Source organism: Serratia marcescens subsp. marcescens ATCC 13880 (assembly GCF_017299535.1).
GTDB lineage: Bacteria > Pseudomonadota > Gammaproteobacteria > Enterobacterales > Enterobacteriaceae > Serratia > Serratia marcescens.
In genome coordinates this window covers 3,918,463-3,936,611 of the sequence record NZ_CP071238.1, presented here as the reverse complement: position 1 = coordinate 3,936,611, position 18,149 = coordinate 3,918,463, and the positions used below count along the sequence as shown (strand labels likewise).

The following is an 18,149-nucleotide window of genomic DNA, read 5'->3' as shown; positions in this document are numbered from 1 at the left end:
ACGATGAACGTGTTTTGTGGACGGTGGTTACTGGCCCTGTTGATGGGCGTCACAGGCGTCAGTGCTGCCGACCCCATGCCCCCCGGCCTGGAATCAAGCCCGATGCCGACATTGCCGCTGGATACGCACTGCAGTTTATTGGTCAGCAATCCAGTGGTCGATTACGGGATGATGTCGCGCTGGCAGATGGAAGACATGGAGGCAGGAAATGTGTCTCCGGGTACGCGCTCACTGATGGTGAGCGTGGTCTGCCCCTATTCCCGGACGATGAGATTACGGGTCGAAGGCGAGGGCAGTGAACTGGGCGGACTGCGTTACGGTGAGCGTGGAGCTACCCGCCTGCGGCTGCTGGATGCGCAGCTGGACGGCAATGCGGTGGAGCTGCGCACAATAACGCCTGCCGATGTCATTACGGAGAGCGGGGGGCACATACTGGCTTTGAACACAGGGCAGCGGTTGGCGCCGGTTATACAGGGAAGGCTGGCGGAAGGCAAGGCACTGACGGTACGGCTGGAAATACAACCGGTGCTGGCGGAAGGAGATGCACGTGTCGGCAGCCAGCAGCGCAGTGAAACGATGTTTACGTTGACACTAGAGTAAGCGAGCAATGCAGGCCGTATTGACCGCAAACTGGGTCTGCCCTTATGAATCACTTGTGAAGCAAAAAAACAATGCTGACTCTTTGCGACCTTTATGTCTGGAGCGACAAATGAGTCATCGCGGTAAAGTGTTCACCAGTGTGATAGCCCTGTGTTCCATTTTCTGGATCCTGGTTTGGGCAGTGCTAATGGCTTTTTGGATTTGACTGCCCGGCAGGAAGCGCGGGTCAAACCAGGAATCTCCTCGGACAGGCTCTACATAGATAAAGGACTGTCCAGCTCAAACAGGCAAAGAACGGGGTGATCAGGCGCGGATCGTTGTTCGCCCCGACGATACCCTGGTGGTATCGAAATTGGAAGGCTAATGAAAACCAACAAAATGTGATGTGTAAGCCAGTTATGAGAAAAGTTGCCATCTTTAGTCAATGCAATTTTATCCTGCAAGGAATGTCTTGCATTGCGCGTGAACGCGAGTCTCTGAGTTTTTTATTAATGACACATCATCATTTAACGCCGCATTCCGCATTTACCCGTCATGTTGAGTTGGACGATTTGTTTGTACATGTGCAATCAGGTAGGGTTGGGGAACTACGATTAATACAGAAATTAATCATGTTGAGCTCACCACCACGCGTCATCGTTATGGTGGACAATGCGCATGTACCTACTCTGAAATTGCTTCGCGCCATGGGGGTTATTTTTATCATTTCGCTGCGTGACGCATTGAGTAATATTGGCAATATCTTGCAGGACTCTTCGAGAGTCAATTATATGAGCGTGGAGTTGCATGCTGTGATTAAGGCCATTCCTTCGGCACCCGCCTGGGCTACGGAAAGGGGCGCGTTCGATGAGGTTCAGTATTTAACCCCTATGGAAACGGAAATAACTTTGGATTTACTTCAGGGTCTATCGCCTAGGCAGGTGGCAATAAAAAGGTTTATTTCAGTAAAAACTGTCAGTACGCACAAGCTTAATGCACTGAAAAAAATGGAACTCGGGGGGATCAATGAATTTTTTATCACGCATCGACGTTAAATAACGCGATATGCGAGGATGTTGACCTCGGGTGAGGAAAGGGGAAGTGCGGATGTTTTCCTAGACTGTTATGTTGTGATCTCAAGATGCTGCCGTACTGAACCGCCCCGGGTTTGTGGGAGAGTTTTTAGTCCGGGAACTCAGGCTGCCAGCTCCTTGTTCCCGATGGAAGTGTAATACGCTTTTTCTGCTTCAACTGGTGGAATATGACCGAGTCGCTCAAGCAGCCGACGATTGTTGTACCACTCCACCCATGCCAGTGTCGCCAGCTCCACTTCCTGCCGGTTTTTCCAGCTCTGCCGGTGTATCACCTCCGCTTTGTAAAGAGCGTTTATGCTTTCGGCCATGGCGTTATCATAAGAGTCACCTGTGCTGCCCGTTGACGCCAGTAACTCCGCTTCCTGCAGTCGTTGTGTGTACGCCAGCGAGACGTACTGCGAGTCTTTATCCGAGTGATGGATGGTGCCGGACGAACGGCGGGCCCACAGCGCCTGCTCCAGTGCATCCAGCACGAAGGTCGTCTCCATCGACGACGACACCCGCCAGACCACGATGGCACCGGCGAACACGTCGATGATGAACGCCACTTACGCGAAGCCCTGCCACGTACTCACGTACGTGAAGTCTGCCACCCAAAGCTGATTGGGACACTCTGCCACGAACTGACGGTTTACCCGGTCGCCTGCCGCAGCCTCTTTCCGGCTGACAGTGGTTCGTACTTTTTTACCCCGCAGCATGCTGCTCAGCACCATGTTCTTCATCAGCCGCGCGATCGTGCATCTGGCCACGCTGACGCCTTCCCGCTGCAACTGACGCCAGACTTTTCGAACCAATGGCCTATTGATCGGCTCCGCCGATCTACCCGCTCATCGTCACACCACTCCGCACTTAGGCAGCCAGTCCGCCTCGCACTCCTCACTCAATACCACATTGGTTTGTATTCCCTGCTTGGTGCGGCGTTTCAGCAGCGTATGCTCATACTCTTTCAGTGTCTGCGGCACCGCCTGGCCGAACGCCGTCAGGTTCATCACATGCTGATAGCCCCGTGCGGCCATAAACGACAGGTAAGCGTGGTAGAGGTAGCGGCGCGGATTCGGCGGGGTGATGTTGGCGTTGCCGATCATCATCCCTTCCGGGGTGCCGAGCACCGTCAGGTAACCACAAAAATCGACCAGCGGATCGGCATGCCGTTTGATTTCCAGGGCTTCCGCCGAACTCTGCTGTGCCTGGAGCAATGTACGAGCGTCATTCGGGTTGGCGAAGCGCTGCATCAGGTGACGTACAATCACGGCCAGCTCTTCGGTGATCTTCGCCAGCAGCAGCGGATCGCGTTCTTCGGGGGCGATAGCCTCCGGGAATGGCAGTATCACCCGGCGGCGCGAGATGCCGCCGCTGCGGTCGCTGAACTGCATCGGGTTGTTGTTCACCGCCAAAATCACTGCCGGGATGTGGGCGGCGTAGGCGTCGCGGTATTTCGGGTCGATGGCGACCGCATCGCCACCGGTGATGGCCTTGATGCCCGCGCCGTCACCGCTCCACTTCTCCTGGTCAGGCAGGAGTATCAGCGAGTAACCCACCACGCTGGCCCGTTCGCGCGCCGACTCCAGGTTGTCGATGGTGGCGGAGGTGGTGTTGTCACTACCTGCCAGCAGCCGGGCGATGGCGGCCATTACGCTCTTGCCGCTGCCGCCGGGGCCGGTCACTTCGAGGAACAGTTGCCAGTCGTAGCGGTTGGCCAGCACCATAAAGAGCGCCGCGAGGATACGTTCCTGCTTGTCGTGATTGCCTCCGGCGGCCCGCGTCAGCCACTGCCAGAAATGCGGTGCATGGTCGGCCAGGTTCTCCCCGACGCGCGGCGGCGTGTAGTCCACGCTGTTGACGGTGCGCAGCCAGTGTTCTTGACGGTGAGCACCGAACTGCCCGCTGACGGTATCAAACACCCCGTTACGAAAGCCTATCAACCGGCGAGCCGGGTCGCCCATCTGCGGCACCATCAGCTTGAGGGTGTCCAGGATGCTGTTGATACCGGCGGCAGAGAACGGCGCGCGCACCTTCTGGAACAGCGCGGCAATCTCCCGGCTCAGCTGCCGGTGCGGCAGCACCTGCCAGGCGCCACGCGTATAGCGGCACAGCTCTTCCCCCACCGGCGGCACCGCCAGGGTGTTACCGTAGTGCTCGGCCAGCAGTTCGGCCTTCTCGCTGGTGCTCATGGCTTTTAAGTCAGCATCGCTCAGCGTGTCGAATGGGCTGGGCTGCGGCGGCTGGCTGAACGCCCGGAGCTGGGCGCGCGTGGTCTCGGCTCCTTCCCGGCCATAAACGTCGTTCCAGTCGCCTTCCGTGGGCGGCAGTGCCGGGGTACCGCCGGTGAGTGTGGCCGCCTCGGCGGCGCGGGTCTGCCCGGTGCCGCTGCGGTCATTATCGGCCGCCAACAGCAGCCGCGCATCCGGGTAGTGGCTGCGAAGCTGCTCCGCCACCGCCGCCAGGTTGTTGGCGCTGAGTGTCACGCACACCGTCTCACCGGTCAGACGATGCACGGTGACGCCGGTGGCGTAGCCTTCGGTGAGCCAGATAACCGCGTTGTCCGGGCCGCAGAGGGTGTGGCAGGCGGCTTTCACCTGCCCGCCTGCCAGCATGCGCTTGTCCCCGTTGGCGTTAATCAGCTGCACGTTGACCACCTCTCCCCCGGCATTATGCAGCGGCAGCAAGAGGTCACCGGGCTGGAAGGTGATACCGCCGACGCGCAGCGGCTGGCCCTGCAAGGTCAGGGTTTCTGCCTCCGGCCAGCCCTTGGCGCTCAGGTAGGCATTGCCGGTCTGAGGTTGCGCGGCAGCCACCAGAGCCTGTGCCTGTCGCGCGGCCTTGCGCTGGGCCTCGGCTTTGTCTTGTGGTGAATGACCGGCCTCAGCGGCCGGTGGCAAAGCGTTGGCGTTTTCTCCCATCACGGCGGCCACCTGTTCGGCAGCAGCCCGGGCAGACAGTGACAGGGCCTTTTCCACCAGGTTGAGGCCGTCACCGGCCCCGCACTGATTGCAGAACCAGGTGCCGCGTCCGTCCTGGTTGTCGAAACGGAAGCGGTCTTTACCGCCACAGGTCGGGCACGGCTGCGGCTTGCCGTTTGGCTGCAAGGCAATGCCGAGGGCCGGGAGTATCACCGGCCACTGGCCGGTGGCGGTGCGTACGGTCTGGGAAACGAACTGAGCGCTCATCCTTCTCTCCTCAGTGTACGGTGGCGTTCTGCGATGCCGACAGGCGCTCGCAGCACAGCTCGTCCATCATCTTTTGCCCCTGCGCGGTCAGGCGCGGTGCGGCCACCAGAATGTCCGGCTGCACCATGTCACTCAGCATGGTACACGCCATGTCCATGCCATCCTCTGCGCCGTGCTGCCGCACAAAATGTCCCTCCAGGCGCAGGGCAATCGTCATCTGCAGCTCGTCCAGCGTGTACCCGAGGCTCACCCGGTAAAAGGCGCAGGTGTCCAGATAGGCCTGCGCCACGGCGCGGCGGAAAACGGCGGTACGGACTTCAATCGGTAAACAGGATGCAGTGTTCATGCGGCGGTGGCCTCCATGCGGGCAAGGATTAGGGTTTCACAGGTGTTGACGACGTGGCCGAGCTGGTCGGTCAGCAAGGCAATGACCGAGGCAAACGATGCCTGTTGCACGGCATCGGGGCGCTGTCCGCCGAGGTCGAGGGTGTCCAGCAGGTCGAGGAACAGCACGCCGGTGGCGTGCGCATGCTGGAGACGCAGAAAATCGGCGTGCGGAATAGGGTAATGGGTATCGCGGTAGTAGCGGTCGGCCAGGGTGTTCATGCTGCCGCCTTAACCGGCAGACGACCGGCAAAGGACAACACGTAATCACGGGAAAGCCTACGGCGGGCGTTGCGTTCGCTATCCGCCACGGTGCGCACGATACGCGGTGAAGCGGTCAGCGCAGACCGGCGTACGGCCGCAAACAAAAAGCAGAATGTAGGGTGAGTCGGGGTGAGGGTCGTAGCCATGGTGGCAGCCTCCAGCAAGTATTGGTTATTGCTACCACCGAAGTTTCCACGCTTATGGGTGGTAGCCCAGACGGGGGTGGAAATACCGGCCTTACTGGAAACCGGCCTGACCGAAGTCAGCCCCGCCTGAGCCACCATTGATTGACTGCTGCGGTAGCATAACATCCACCGCGCAAAAAATGAGCGCACAAAGGCTGCGACGAAAAAAAACACGCATGGCGCGTGTTGTGTCGCCAGTAAGTTACACGGGTTTCCACGCCCGGCTGCCGATTTTGCGACAGCGGGAGGACTATAGCGCAGGGCCGGACGTGGGGGCAAGCCGTAAGACGCCCCCGGACGTTCAATCGATCGCATAGTGATCAACAGTCGGTCAGTTGGTCGTTGCGAGTATCGGCCGCCTCGCAGGTCAGCGGCACCGGCCCGGCATGGAACAGGCGCGGCTCAGCCTGGCGACTCGTCAGACGAATAACGCCGTGCTTTTCGCTGCGGTGCTCCGGCAAGACGACGCCAGGCTCTTTACGCTGCAACAGAATAGCTTCCGCCACAAACAGCGCGTCGCGCTCATCGAGGGTGAAATGCTGGCGACCCAAGGTTAATTGCATCATGCGGCAGCCTCCTGGTGACGGTTGGCGATACGTTCATCCATCCACTGCTCGACCTCGGAGGCCAGCCAGGCGACGTTTTTACCGCCGAGGGAGACCTGAGCCGGGAACTGCCGGCGGCTCATCATCTCGTACACGGTGGAGCGGGACAGGCCGGTGGTGTAGAGCACTTCCGGCAGGCGGATAAAGCGCTCGCGCGGGATGTAACTGCCAGGAATAACCGGCGACGGGGTTGATGGGGTGGGGGTGGAAACAGCCATCATAAAAACGCTACCTCTTTGTGTCCGGCCAACGCTGGCCGGGACTGTGTGAACTTCGGTAGCGCCCTATTATGTGAATATTTACCGGGGTAGCAACAAGGCGTTGTTGTGTGGTGGAACAGATTTTATGCTTGTTTTTCAATCAAGTGGACATATTGGCCTATATTGGCCTTTATTGACCGTTGTTGGCAAACCAGCCGAAAAGCCTGAGCGATGGATGGACGGTTGATTAATAGGGAAAAACCGCCAAACAGCGCTAGCCAGGGAAAAGGTCGTTTTGGGCCGGGTGAACAGTGGTGAACACTGGGTGAAGAGTTTATAAAAAACTGTTCACCATCTTATTTACTGATTTATCTATATTTTTTATTTAGGTGAACAGTAGTGAATAGTTTTAGGTAAAACTAAAAATGGCTTGATGGTTTTCTCATCAGCGCTAAGGGCTGTTGTCTTGGGGACAGTCCAACCGGGATGAATGGCGATGTTGTACGGCGGTCAGCAGAATAGCTTCACATTGACTGACATCGGAGACACGACCATGAGCACCACCGCCTTACCGAAATACATCACCGATAAACTGCAAGCACTGCGTGACGCTCGTGCCGCCCACGACAAAAACTACCAGGCGTTGACCGACGTCGTGACAGGCATTGCCCGCTGCCACCAACAGAAGAAAGACACCGAAGTGCAGAGCCAGGAGGCAGAAAGCCAGTGGCGCACCCTGTTTCGCAAACTGCGCGGGGAAATGACGCCGGAACGGCAAGCGCAGCACCACAGCCGGATTTCCAAGCGGGAGCTGGCGAAGGAGTTCGACGGCCTGATTGAGGAGATGGAACTGGACAAAATGCAGCTTCACCTCAACTGCGGCGGCACGGCCCCGCAGGTGGTGGCCGCACACAAAGACGCCATCACGACCTTTGCGGCTCATGCGATGCATCAGGCGGTGGATGCGCTGAGCAAGGCGCTTATCAGCCCTGACGTTATCAAGGCGTGCGCACTGGCTTCACGGGCTTACGGCGTCTATGCGGACAATCCGATGAAAATGATTGAGCTACAGGTACTGGGCACGCTACAAGGCCGCATTCGCGCTACCATGGCTACACAAAATATCGACCACCCGGTGCTTAATGAGATTGGCCTGACGATACCGCAAGAAACCGGCGTATTGCGGGAGCGACAAAGATGCCCGATGCGCCAGATGCAAGGGGTAACAGAATTAGCGGAAAAACGTCAATGCATGCAGCAGAAAGGGGCCAAATCATGATGCGCTGCCCGCTGTGCACTCATGCATCCTATACCCGCACCAGTCGCTATATCACGGAGCGGACGAAAGAGGCGTATTACCAATGTCAGAGCCTGACCTGTTCTTGCACATTCAAGACGGTGGAAAGCGTCGATAAAATCCTGTGCCAGCCGATACAGGCGCAACCGGTCGATGAGAACGCCCTGCCACTGCCGGAGAAACGGACGTTGAACCGCTATCGCCGTTACAACAGCAATCCTACCCTGCACTAATCACACTCCGCCCCGCCGCTCTCGACAGCATCGCGGGGCATTCCTCTTTCGCCTCACCCAAAACAGCCTTTTTCCTGGCTAGCCAGCCTAAAATTGCGCGTGCATGCATAGGGTGCATGATTTTGCATGCAAGAAAATGCACTTCTCTTCCCCTGCCGCACCAGTACTGGCGCGGCCTGCGGCCGTTTATGCAACTGCATGAAAAGCGACACATGAAGCGCGCAGGCGAGGCGGGGGAAGTATTGCGCGCACAGAGGTTTGAGCGACTTTTCGTTTAATGCGTCAGCGTGTCTCTGAAGAGTTTAAGTACGATTATTTAAGCTAGGGTGAGTAATGACATCATCGTGCCGTGACAGACCTCTAAGTGAGTTTTTTCGGATCTGTGAATGGGAGATAGCAGAGATGCTCATGAACATTATGGGGTGGACTACCCCGTAGATTACGATAGCGCTATGTTAGCAACATCAGCTTCTCTCTAAAGAAGTTCTTTTGCGATGTGTTGGAACTGTGATCAACAATTCGGAATATCATCTTGGTCAGCATCCATCTCCTAAGCCATGAACTGCTATTATGACGATAAACTGACCACAAGAATTCATATTGGGAGAAACTCTAATAATGCAGACTCTGAAATATGCCGCTATGGTTGAGGCCATGAAGGCCATTGACGAGCCAGTGATCATTGTTGTGGGTAGCTTTGTGGGTGAGGTGCGCGAAGTCGGCGCACGTCTGGCTATTGATGCAGGCATTACACCTTATTACCCGAGTCTTAGCTTCAGCCCGTCATCTGCAATGATAGAGCGTAAGCGCAAGGAGCTGATCAGTAAGGGTGGGAAGCCTGTAATGTTCGTTGATCAATATCCTCTGGCTGTCCATTGGGAGCGCGGCTTCAAAGGATTCTCACTTACTGATGATGCCGAGGAGGTTGCTGTTGCTGAGATCCAGGCACAGAATGTGTACATTCGAGCTGCTCCCAATAAAAAAGAGCGCCAGCGCCGCTGCGATGAAATGATGGGTAAATCATTGATACAACTGAACAATTTATTCAGCGCTAGCAAAGAAGCGTTGATTGAGATTGAGCAGAAGGCGGTAGAACTGGAAGCCTCCGGAAATAAAGAGCAGCAGCAAGCCTTTCTAGAAGAATTGAAGGAAGAAACATTTATGCAGCGTGTATCACGGCGTATTTTTGGCGATAAGAAGTAGGCTAACATCCTTTAGTTTCGGCCGCGTTAGGTCGTATTAGTAGCTTTATATTTTATAGGAAAAAAGGATAATAAACCATGAGACTACAGCAGTTTAACGTTAAGAATTACAAATCTATAAAAGATGAAATAGAAGTATATATCGATGACATAGTTGTTTTAATAGGCCCAAATAATTCCGGGAAATCAACAATATTGGATGCATATGAAAAATTTGCATCATTAGGCTCTTCAAAAGGTCTGACGGCCCATGATTTTTATAATTCAGACACATCAATACCAATTGAAATGTGCGGAATTTTCACGGATATTACTGAGGCTGATATTCGTACACTAGGGGGCGAAAAGTGGTTTTATAACGATGATGCTCTGGATAGAAGGAATATGGCTAGGAAGTATGGAGGGGATTGGGAGGTAAAACAAATACCTCTGGAAATTAAACTTTATTATTGCGTTAAATGGATTTGGTTCGACCCTGAAAAATCAGCACAAAAACAATCTTATGGGCTTGATGAAGATTCGGGGAAACGTGTGTTTTCTGATGGTGGCTCCGGTGGCTTAGATACTTTGCTACAAAGTCGAGTTCCTCAGCCAATAAGAATAAGTCCAGATAAATCCATGGATGAAACAAAAAAAATAATCATAAGTTTCTTAAAGGAAGATGCGAAAGATGAATTATTAAAAACAGGGGAAAGCAAAGCAGAAATAATACAAAAAATACAAGATTTGACCGATACTCTCATGAAGGATTCTAAATCAAAAATAGATGGCCTTCTAAAACAAGTCTCTGAATCGTCATCATCGGTTTTTCCTGGGCTCGAACTGGAGTTAAACATACTGTCCAAAGACCCCGTAGATGCAGAGGTTATGGTTTCAGATTCTAACCTTACTGTAAAAATGGATGGGGTAAGCAGCTCTCTTCTGGAGAACCAAGGTCACGGCGTTCGTCGCTCTGTTTTATGGTCTGCTTTGCAAATATTGACTCACGAGTCTCATATACGAGATAAAATAAAAAAAGCCAAAGGTAAAGCAGTTACCATTGAGAAAAAACAATACATACTCTTAATTGATGAGCCAGAGTCATTCCTTCACCCCCCAGTAATTAGAGATGCTAGAGAGTCGCTCTATAATTTCGCATCGCAAAATGAAAATTGGCAGGTGATGGCTACTACACACTCCCCTGTGTTTATAGATCTATCTAAAAAGCACACCACTATAATTAGAATAGAAAAAGATAAGTCTTTAAACAAAACAATATCTACGGATGAATTGTCGTTTTCTGATGAGGAAAACGATAATATGAAAATGATCAGATTGTGCAATCCAATGGTCAATGAGTTTTTCTTTTACGATAATATAATATTAGTTGAAGGCCCTACTGAAAAAATTGTTATAAGCAAAATATGTGAGGTGGTTGGGGTTAATTATCATATAATTGATTGTTTAGGTAAGGGCAATATAAAGACCTTTGCTAGAATATTAAATCATTTCGATGTTAACTATATAGTAGTACACGATTCTGATATACCAAAATGTATAAAAAAAGGCAACGTTTCAGGTAATGGGGCATGGGGTACAAACGTGGCCATAATGAACGAGTGTGTTAAAAGTAAAAAGCCAATGGTGTTTATACAAATACCACATTTCGAAGGAATGTTTTTTGGTGATTTCAACCCATCAAATAAAGTTGAAACTGTTATCTCAATTCTTTCTGATAGTTCGTCGTCTGAATACGGGGCCATTTTTGACACATATAGCAAAGTCTTGAATAGAGAGCCATCAATTTTCATCAAGTCTAACGAAGAAATGGTGAACAAGTACCACGCATTTTATGCTAGCAACAAAGCTCACATTGAGGCGCTAAAGAATCCTGAAATCTGGACCCTATAGTACCGCGAGACTAAAACAACCTATATCAGACAACAGCCCTCTCTAGCAGAGGGCATTTTTTGCAGAACCCACAGAATCTCACATACAACATCATACCTTAAGGTCTAACGTGAGCGAAGTTATAGTGTGGTGACATCTGGATTATATTAAATGTATCAATTTATTAAGGATTATAAATACATATTAAATCCATGTGCGAGAATATTAGTGTGCAAGAAAGTCGTTTAGCTCCGTTTTGGATATGCCAAAGGACCCTTTCCGCAAAGGGTCGGTTTCTGACGCAGAAACGGCACGGCCTAGGGTGTTCAGGTCATTACATCATTAACTAAAAAATGTCGTTCCAAGTGGACCCCATAATTAAACTGTTTCTGTTTGAACAACACACCACGATGTTTGCAATGTCCACTTCTGGCACAGAGTTGCCTATCATATTAGGTATAGCCCTGAGCCGTAAAGTGTCAGCTCAGATCTGAGCTAATTATGACTATTTTTTTGCGTGTACTTCCGCTCCCCACCAATCCATTAATGCACGCCGCTGTTCAAGGTATGTGGAACGGTTATAGGCTCTTCGAACCTCATTCTTATCACAGTGTGCCAAAGCTGCCTCAATCATATCAGCATTAAATTCTGCCTCATTCATAGCCGTACTAGCTATTGAACGTAAGCCATGAGCAACCAATTTACCTCCATAACCAATTCGTTTTAAAGCCGCATTAGCTGTTTGGCTGTTCATAGGCTTACGCGGATCATTACGGCTAGGGAACACATGTTCACGCCCACCACTGATAGGGTGCATGATTTCGAGTATCTCTAATGCTTGGTCTGAAAGTGGAACAACATGATCACGTTTAGCCTTCATACGGTCCGCTGGGATACGCCACTCACGATTTTCAATATTGATCTCAGCCCATGCGGTTGCGGAGGCCTCTGCCGGACGTATCAGCGTCAGCAACTGCCATTCAAGCAAGCAACGGGTGGGTATCGATAGGTTGCTCATCGAGATAGTGCGCATCAGCTTGGACAATTCTTCGGGCCGTATAGTCGGCATATGCTGCTTCTTAGGGCGCTCGAATGCATTACCTATACCTGAAGCCGGATTAGCATCAATCAAGCCAGTATTGACGGCGTAGATCATGATTTCGTTAATACGCTGTACTAAACGTCGAACTGTCTCTAATGCGCCACGGGCTTTTATAGGTTCCAGCACTTGGATCAGCAAACGCGCTTTGATGTCCTGAACCGGGACATTCTCGATAGATGGCAGTATGTCTTTTTCAAGAGAACGCCAGATGTCCTCCGCATGCTTAGCGCTAACGCTGGCCTGCTTCAACGCGAACCATTGCTTTGCCACATTCAGGAAAATACTGTCTTGCGCTATCTGCCTCTGTTCCGCTTCTGCTGCCTCTTTAGCCTGCGGGTCAATGCCTCTCGCCAGTATCGCGAGCTTTTCGGCGCGTATTTGTCGGGCGTCGGCAAGTGATAGGGCAGGGTAGGCACCGAGGCTAACCATAGTCCGCGAACTGGTGCCGGGGCGGAGGTAGCGGAAACGCCACAGTTTCTTGCCGGTGGTTTTAACTAACAGGAACAGGCCGTCACCGTCATGCAGGGTGAGGTCTTTCTCTAAGGCTTTGGCTTTTTGTACTTCGGTATGTGTGAGGGGGCGTGTAGTCCGCGCCATGTAAGGATTCTTCCATAATTGGTATACGTTTATGGCATACATTTTAACGTATACCTAAACGTATACCAATAAATCCCGGATTTAGCCGGATACGCTCGGACGATTACGGATACAAAAAAGCCCGCAAACCTAGGTGGGATGCGGGCTTTCCGTACTTTCCCGGACGTATCCGGAACATAATGTGGTGGAGCTGGGGGGATTTGAACCCCCGTCCGAAATTACTACACCGTCGGCACTACATGCTTAGTCCAATCTTTACATTCGCCGGCCAGCTGCGGATGGACACGCTACTGACAGACTAGCCTGATTGAGTTTAACGCTTCAGCCCCAGGCAGGACGTCCACGCGATCTCTTTTGGGTTTGACCTCTCTTGATCCCCGTCCTAAGAGCGGAGGCTAGGGAGAGAGGGCTCTAAGCAGGGTATTAAGCTGCTAAAGCGTAGTTTTCGTCGTTTGCGACTATTTTTTTGCGGCTTTTTACGAGGCCAACCGCCCCTCGGCATGCTCCTAGGGCTTCGCAAATCCCGTCGAATCCAGAATCAGCCCCAAGTAACTTTGTGCAGTATACCAGAAGTTTACCTCGATAAGCCAGCGGCTTAACGATTGGCGTGCTTCATGATACGGGCTTTCGCCGTCTGCCATTCGCGATCTTTGATGTCATCGCGTTTGTCGTGCTCTTTCTTGCCTTTGGCTACGCCGATCTTGATCTTGCTCCAGGCATTTTTCCAATACAGGGACAAGGCCACCACGGTGTAACCGTCGCGGTTGACGCGGCCGAGCAGGGTGTCCAGCTCGCGTCGGTTCAGCAGCAGTTTACGGGTACGCGTCGGATCGCACACCACATGCGACGAAGCCACGTTGAGCGGGGTGATGGTGGCGCCAAACAGATAGGCTTCACCGTCACGGAACGTCACGTAGCTGTCGCTGAGGTTGGCTTTGCCGGCACGCAGCGATTTAACTTCCCACCCTTGCAGCGACAGGCCCGCCTCGAATTCTTCTTCAATGAAGTATTCGAAACGCGCGCGCTTGTTTTGGGCAATGGTGGCGGAACCGGGTTTGTGTGCTTTTTTCTTTGTCATAGTGCGTTCATTATACTGGATGCTTCAGCGAAAGAAATCCTTTCCCGTTCAGCACCTGCGCAATTTTTCGCATTTTTGGTGCCCTCATCCCGTAGCAGATTTTTTGTTTGCCGCCAGATAAATGATATTATCTGTACGTTTTATGTCTTACAGGAAATGATATGCCCCAGATCAGTCGGTCTGCATTAGTGCCGTTCAGCGCCGAGCAGATGTATCAGTTGGTTAACGATGTTCATTCTTATCCCGATTTTCTGCCAGGCTGCACTGGCAGCCGGGTGCTTAACGCTACCTCCAACGAGATGACCGCCGCGGTGGACGTCGCCAAGGCCGGTATCAGCAAGACCTTCACCACGCGCAATACGCTGCTGGATAACCAGAGCATCAATATGCAGCTGGTCGATGGCCCGTTCCGCAAGCTGATGGGTGGTTGGCAGTTCACACCGCTGAGCGAAGAGGCCTGCAAGGTGGAGCTGCACCTGGACTTCGAGTTCACCAACAAACTGATTGAGCTGGCGTTCGGCAAGGTGTTCAAAGAGCTGGCGGGCAGCATGGTGCAGGCATTCACCCAACGGGCGAAAGAGGTCTACAGTGTCTGACATCCAGGTCGAGGTGGTGTACGCCTTGCCGGAGCGGCAGTACCTGCGCAAGGTGAAGCTGGCCGAAGGCAGCAGCGTTGAGCAGGCGATCCAGGCTTCGGGCCTGCTGGAGCTGCGCCAGGATATCGATCTCAAGAGCAACAAAATCGGCATCTACAGCCGCCCGGCCAAGCTGGGCGATACGCTGAACGACGGCGACCGGGTGGAGATTTACCGGCCGCTGATCGCCGATCCGAAAGAGCTGCGCCGGCAACGGGCAGAAAAGGCAAAAAAATAAGGCGCTTATAGCGCCTTATTTTTTTATCTGAAACTAATTTTCTCTTCCGCGTTGCAGCCTGCGACTGTCATGAGGAACACCATGCCCCCTCATGGGCCGGAAGAGCGGGCGACGCCGATTACTTGGTCAGCGCCGGTTTGTTCTGGATATCGGTCAACACGCCTGCGCTGTCGAAGGTCAGCGTCAGCGTCTGCTGGGTGATATCTTCATGGCCAGGCTGCTGACGGAACACATAGAACCACGTTTGCGTTCCAAACGGGTCTTGCAGCATTGGGGTGCCCAATGTGTAAGCGACCTGTTGTTGGGTCATCCCTTTCTGAATTTTCGCCACGTCGGTCGACGTCAGGTAGTTCCCCTGGTTGATGTCAGGACGATAAACCACCTTTTCAAAAGTAGAACAGCCTGCAGTCAGCATCACAAGAACTACAGCGGCGGCAGTCAGCGTTTTACAGCGCATAGTAATCACATTCCTTTAGGGCATAGGATGCCGATGATAATAGACCTTGCGGCAGTTGGAAACCTTTATACCCTTCATCTTTCACGTTGCGACGCATTGGCTTTCCTTTAGCACCTCAAGCGCTTGGCCTTTTTCAGGCTGTTGAGATGGCTTTGGATCACCGCCGCGCCGCACTTTAGATATTTCTCGGGCCAACAGCGTCACTGTCAGACCGCAGGAAAGTGAAAAAGTTGAGCTTTTTTATGCCGCCAGCAGTTCTTTGGCGTTCGCCAACGTATTGCGGGTGACTTCGCTGCCGCCGAGCAGGCGCGCCAGCTCCTGCAGCCGGGCGCGTTTATCCAGCGGCGCCATCTGGGTTTCGGTGACCGTGCCGTCGGTCTGCTTGCTGACGAACAGGTGCTGATGCCCGCATCCGGCCACCTGCGGCAGGTGAGTCACGCACATCACCTGGGTGGATTCGCCGAGCTGGCGCAGCAGACGGCCGACGATGGCGGCGGTCGGGCCGCTGATGCCCACGTCCACCTCATCGAAGATCAGCGCCGGGGTTTCCATCTTGCGGGCGGTGATCACCTGAATGGCCAGCGCGATGCGCGACAGCTCGCCGCCGGAGGCGACCTTCGCCAGCGGCTGCAGCGGCTGCCCCGGGTTGGTGGAGACGCAGAACTCGGTGCGGCTGGCCCCTTCGGCGCTCAGGTGCTGCGGTTCGAAGCGCACGTCGATGTTGAACTTGCCGTGCGGCATGGAGAGCGCCTGCATGCTGTCGGTGATGAGCGTGGTCAGCTCGGCGGCGTAGTGCAGGCGTTTCTGATGCAGCTGCTCCGCCAGCGCCAGCGCCTGCTGATGATGCAGGGTGACCGCCTCGTTCAGATGCTCATGGTCGCTTTCCTGCTGAGACAGCAGCTGCTGTTCATCCAGCAACTGCTGATGCAGCTGCGGCAGCTCTTCCGGCGCGACCTGGTGTTTACGCGCCAGGCTGATTTGGCGCGACAGGCGTTGCTCCAGCTCGTGCAGGCGATTGGGATCGAGATCCATGCGATCGGCGTAATGGCGCAGCTCGTCGCTGGCTTCGCTGATCTGGATAGAGGCCTCTTCCAGCATGTCCAGCAGGCCGCTGAGCTTATCGTCCAGCCCGGCCAGTTCAAGTAGCAGGTGTTTGGCGCTGTAAAGCTGGCTGAGCATGTTGTTCTCGTCGCTGTCGGCCAGCAGCTGCAACGCTTGCTGGCTGAGGGTCAGCAGCTGGCCGCTGTTGGCCAGGCGCTTGTACTCGGCGTCGGTCTGCTCGAACTCGCCGGCCTGCGGCGCGAATTCGTTCAGCTCTTTCAATTGGTATTGCAGCAGTTGCTTGCGCGCTTCGCGTTCGATGGACTGCTGCTGATGGTGCGCCAGTTCGCGGCAGCTCTGGTGCCAGCGCTGGTAGGCCTGGCTCATCGCCGCCAGCAGGGCGGGTTCGTCGGCGTAGGCGTCGAGCAGCGCTTTTTGGTGCTCCGGCTTGAGCAGCAGCTGATGGGCGTGTTGACCGTGGATTTGAATCAGGCGTTGCCCTAGCTCGCGCAGCTGCGACAGCGGCACGGCGGTGCCGTTGATAAAACCGCGCGAACGGCCGTCGGCGTTGATCACCCGCCGCAGCAGGCATTCGTTGCAGTCGTCCAGTTGGTTCTGCTCCAGCCATTCGCGCGCGGACGGGGTGTCCGCCAGCGAGAAGCGGGCGCAGATGTCGGCGCGGGCGGCTCCCAGGCGCACCACGTTGCCGTCGGCGCGGTTGCCGAGGCACAGCCCGAGCGCATCGATAGCGATGGATTTGCCGGCGCCGGTTTCACCGGTGATCGCCGTCATGCCCGGTTGAAAATCGATTTCCAACTCACGAACGATAGCAAAGTTGCTGATGGTTAATTGCGCCAGCATGGGAACCTTCCTGTGTATAAACACATAACTGTAGTTTCATACAGTATAAACTGGTTTTATATACAGTAAAGTGGCCGGCGCAGATTTTAGAACAATTTTTTAGACCAGCCCAACTTGGTGCTTAACGTGTTGAAATAGCTGTAGTCCTTCGGGTGAATCAGGTTCAGATGGAAGTTGCTGCGGCGGATCAGCACTTCTTCGCCTTCCTGGATCGGCAGCGCGATCTGGCTATCGCAGCTAATCTCCAGATCGCTGCCGATCTGCGAAAACTTCAGGCGGATGGTGCTGTCGCCGTTGATCACCAGCGGCCGGGCGGACAGGGTGTGCGGGAACATCGGCACCAGCGCGATCGCCTCCAGCGACGGGGTGAGGATCGGCCCGCCGGCGGAGAGCGAGTAGGCGGTGGAGCCGGTCGGGGTGGCGATGATCAGGCCGTCGGAGCGCTGCGAGAAGGCGAAACGATCGTCGATGTACACCTCGAATTCGATCATGTGCGCCACTTTGCCGGGGTGCAGCACCACCTCGTTGATGGCGGTGCTGATGCGGCACTGCTGGTGCTCTTTATGCACGATGGTTTCCAACAGGAAACGCTGTTCGTCGATGTACTCGCCTTCCAGCACGTCCGCCAGCTGCTGCAGAGCGTTGTCGGGATCGAGATCGGTGAGGAAGCCGAGGTTGCCGCGGTTGACTCCGATCACCTTGATGTCATAGCGCGCCAGCACGCGCGCGGCGCCGAGCATGTTGCCGTCGCCGCCGACCACCACTGCCAGGTCGGCCCGCTGGCCGATATCCGCCAGGCTGCCGGTCACGGCGTCTTTCAGCCCCAAATCATGGGCGATTTGGCGTTCGACCATCACCGAATAGCCGCGGGCGACCAGCCAGTGGAACAGCATCTCGTGGGTTGCCAGCGCTGAAGGGTGACGCGGGTGGCCAACAATGCCAATACAGGCGAATTTTTTATTCATTTGCTGTGATTTTCCTCACCGGGACCCGTTTATGCCCCACATTGTGACCGGTTGACTTGAAACCCCGGTTTTGATCCCCATAATAAGCCAAGTTGC

The 18,149-nt window shown here is 54.1% G+C and carries 19 protein-coding genes, 1 other RNA gene and 2 pseudogenes; 9 read left to right on the top strand and 13 right to left on the bottom strand.

Features of this window, described 5'->3' with window-relative positions:
- Positions 1–3 precede the first annotated feature (3 nt).
- The 3 genes and pseudogenes from J0F90_RS18810 to J0F90_RS18805 all read left to right on the top strand — a co-directional run bounded on the left by J0F90_RS18810 (position 4) and on the right by J0F90_RS18805 (position 1,634).
- Positions 4–600, top strand: coding sequence for a DUF1120 domain-containing protein (locus tag J0F90_RS18810; protein ID WP_033639580.1), 597 nt, complete (start codon positions 4–6; stop codon positions 598–600).
- Between the two features lie 150 nt (positions 601–750).
- Positions 751–958 (top strand): annotated as a pseudogene (locus J0F90_RS24730) (recombinase family protein); the annotation flags it as partial.
- A 40-nt stretch (positions 959–998) separates the two neighbouring features.
- Entirely contained in the window at positions 999–1,634 is a 636-nt protein-coding gene (locus tag J0F90_RS18805) for a helix-turn-helix transcriptional regulator (protein ID WP_161781919.1), read from the top strand.
- A 140-nt stretch (positions 1,635–1,774) separates the two neighbouring features.
- Here J0F90_RS18805 and J0F90_RS18800 read toward each other — a convergent pair.
- The 7 genes and pseudogenes from J0F90_RS18800 to J0F90_RS18770 form a co-directional block, all read right to left on the bottom strand.
- Positions 1,775–2,464, bottom strand: a pseudogene (locus tag J0F90_RS18800) (IS3 family transposase); the annotation flags it as partial.
- A gap of 42 nt (positions 2,465–2,506) precedes the next feature.
- On the bottom strand, positions 2,507–4,840 hold the full coding sequence (locus J0F90_RS18795; RefSeq protein WP_033639584.1) for a primase-helicase zinc-binding domain-containing protein: 2,334 nt from the start codon (positions 4,838–4,840) through the stop codon (positions 2,507–2,509).
- Between the two features lie 10 nt (positions 4,841–4,850).
- Positions 4,851–5,186: a DUF5375 family protein gene (locus J0F90_RS18790; RefSeq protein WP_033639585.1), complete on the bottom strand. Its 336-nt coding sequence runs from the start codon at positions 5,184–5,186 to the stop codon at positions 4,851–4,853.
- Positions 5,183–5,446, bottom strand: coding sequence for a hypothetical protein (locus J0F90_RS18785; protein WP_033639586.1), 264 nt, complete (start codon positions 5,444–5,446; stop codon positions 5,183–5,185). The genes J0F90_RS18790 and J0F90_RS18785 overlap by 4 nt, the downstream gene beginning before the upstream one ends.
- Positions 5,443–5,988 (bottom strand): host cell division inhibitor Icd-like protein, encoded by a 546-nt coding sequence (locus J0F90_RS18780; protein WP_050503763.1) that lies wholly within the window; start codon positions 5,986–5,988, stop codon positions 5,443–5,445. The genes J0F90_RS18785 and J0F90_RS18780 overlap by 4 nt, the downstream gene beginning before the upstream one ends.
- 5 nt (positions 5,989–5,993) lie before the next feature.
- Positions 5,994–6,239, bottom strand: a complete 246-nt coding sequence (locus J0F90_RS18775) for a hypothetical protein (RefSeq protein ID WP_033639587.1) — start codon at positions 6,237–6,239, stop codon at positions 5,994–5,996.
- Complete coding sequence (locus J0F90_RS18770; protein ID WP_033639588.1) at positions 6,236–6,499, bottom strand: helix-turn-helix transcriptional regulator; 264 nt, start codon at positions 6,497–6,499, stop codon at positions 6,236–6,238. Before J0F90_RS18770 ends, J0F90_RS18775 begins: the two co-directional genes overlap by 4 nt.
- Before the next feature lie 532 nt (positions 6,500–7,031).
- On the opposite strand from J0F90_RS18770, the gene J0F90_RS18765 reads away from it, so the two are divergent.
- From J0F90_RS18765 to J0F90_RS18750, 4 genes are all read left to right on the top strand, one after another.
- The gene (locus tag J0F90_RS18765) at positions 7,032–7,757 is read left to right on the top strand and encodes a hypothetical protein (RefSeq protein ID WP_033641368.1); all 726 of its coding nucleotides are present in this window, start codon (positions 7,032–7,034) and stop codon (positions 7,755–7,757) included.
- Positions 7,754–8,008, top strand: coding sequence for an ogr/Delta-like zinc finger family protein (locus J0F90_RS18760; protein ID WP_033639589.1), 255 nt, complete (start codon positions 7,754–7,756; stop codon positions 8,006–8,008). The genes J0F90_RS18765 and J0F90_RS18760 overlap by 4 nt, the downstream gene beginning before the upstream one ends.
- A 618-nt stretch (positions 8,009–8,626) precedes the next feature.
- Positions 8,627–9,211 carry a hypothetical protein gene (locus J0F90_RS18755; protein ID WP_033639590.1) on the top strand — a complete coding sequence of 195 codons (585 nt, stop codon included), beginning with the start codon at positions 8,627–8,629 and terminating at the stop codon, positions 9,209–9,211.
- Between the two features lie 77 nt (positions 9,212–9,288).
- The gene (locus J0F90_RS18750; protein WP_033639591.1) at positions 9,289–11,100 is read left to right on the top strand and encodes an ATP-dependent nuclease; all 1,812 of its coding nucleotides are present in this window, start codon (positions 9,289–9,291) and stop codon (positions 11,098–11,100) included.
- Between the two features lie 484 nt (positions 11,101–11,584).
- On the opposite strand, the gene J0F90_RS18745 is transcribed toward J0F90_RS18750, so the two are convergent.
- The 3 genes from J0F90_RS18745 to smpB form a co-directional block, all read right to left on the bottom strand.
- Positions 11,585–12,778, bottom strand: coding sequence for an integrase domain-containing protein (locus tag J0F90_RS18745; RefSeq protein ID WP_033639592.1), 1,194 nt, complete (start codon positions 12,776–12,778; stop codon positions 11,585–11,587).
- A 182-nt stretch (positions 12,779–12,960) separates the two neighbouring features.
- Positions 12,961–13,324, bottom strand: a transfer-messenger RNA (tmRNA) gene (gene ssrA, locus J0F90_RS18740).
- A gap of 49 nt (positions 13,325–13,373) precedes the next feature.
- The gene (gene smpB / locus J0F90_RS18735) at positions 13,374–13,856 is read right to left on the bottom strand and encodes an SsrA-binding protein SmpB (RefSeq protein ID WP_016929804.1); all 483 of its coding nucleotides are present in this window, start codon (positions 13,854–13,856) and stop codon (positions 13,374–13,376) included.
- Between the two features lie 161 nt (positions 13,857–14,017).
- Between smpB and J0F90_RS18730 the strand changes: the two genes are divergently transcribed.
- Together J0F90_RS18730 and J0F90_RS18725 are read left to right on the top strand one after the other, a co-directional pair.
- Positions 14,018–14,452, top strand: a complete 435-nt coding sequence (locus J0F90_RS18730) for a type II toxin-antitoxin system RatA family toxin (protein WP_004929096.1) — start codon at positions 14,018–14,020, stop codon at positions 14,450–14,452.
- On the top strand, positions 14,445–14,729 hold the full coding sequence (locus J0F90_RS18725) for an RnfH family protein (RefSeq protein ID WP_004929098.1): 285 nt from the start codon (positions 14,445–14,447) through the stop codon (positions 14,727–14,729). The genes J0F90_RS18730 and J0F90_RS18725 overlap by 8 nt, the downstream gene beginning before the upstream one ends.
- A 118-nt stretch (positions 14,730–14,847) precedes the next feature.
- On the opposite strand, the gene bamE is transcribed toward J0F90_RS18725, so the two are convergent.
- The 3 genes from bamE to nadK all read right to left on the bottom strand — a co-directional run bounded on the left by bamE (position 14,848) and on the right by nadK (position 18,053).
- On the bottom strand, positions 14,848–15,186 hold the full coding sequence (bamE, locus tag J0F90_RS18720) for an outer membrane protein assembly factor BamE (RefSeq protein ID WP_004929101.1): 339 nt from the start codon (positions 15,184–15,186) through the stop codon (positions 14,848–14,850).
- 240 nt (positions 15,187–15,426) lie between these two features.
- The gene (gene recN, locus J0F90_RS18715; protein WP_033639593.1) at positions 15,427–17,088 is read right to left on the bottom strand and encodes a DNA repair protein RecN; all 1,662 of its coding nucleotides are present in this window, start codon (positions 17,086–17,088) and stop codon (positions 15,427–15,429) included.
- 86 nt (positions 17,089–17,174) lie between these two features.
- Positions 17,175–18,053 carry an NAD(+) kinase gene (gene nadK / locus J0F90_RS18710; RefSeq protein WP_004929107.1) on the bottom strand — a complete coding sequence of 293 codons (879 nt, stop codon included), beginning with the start codon at positions 18,051–18,053 and terminating at the stop codon, positions 17,175–17,177.
- Between the last annotated feature and the right edge of the window lie 96 nt (positions 18,054–18,149).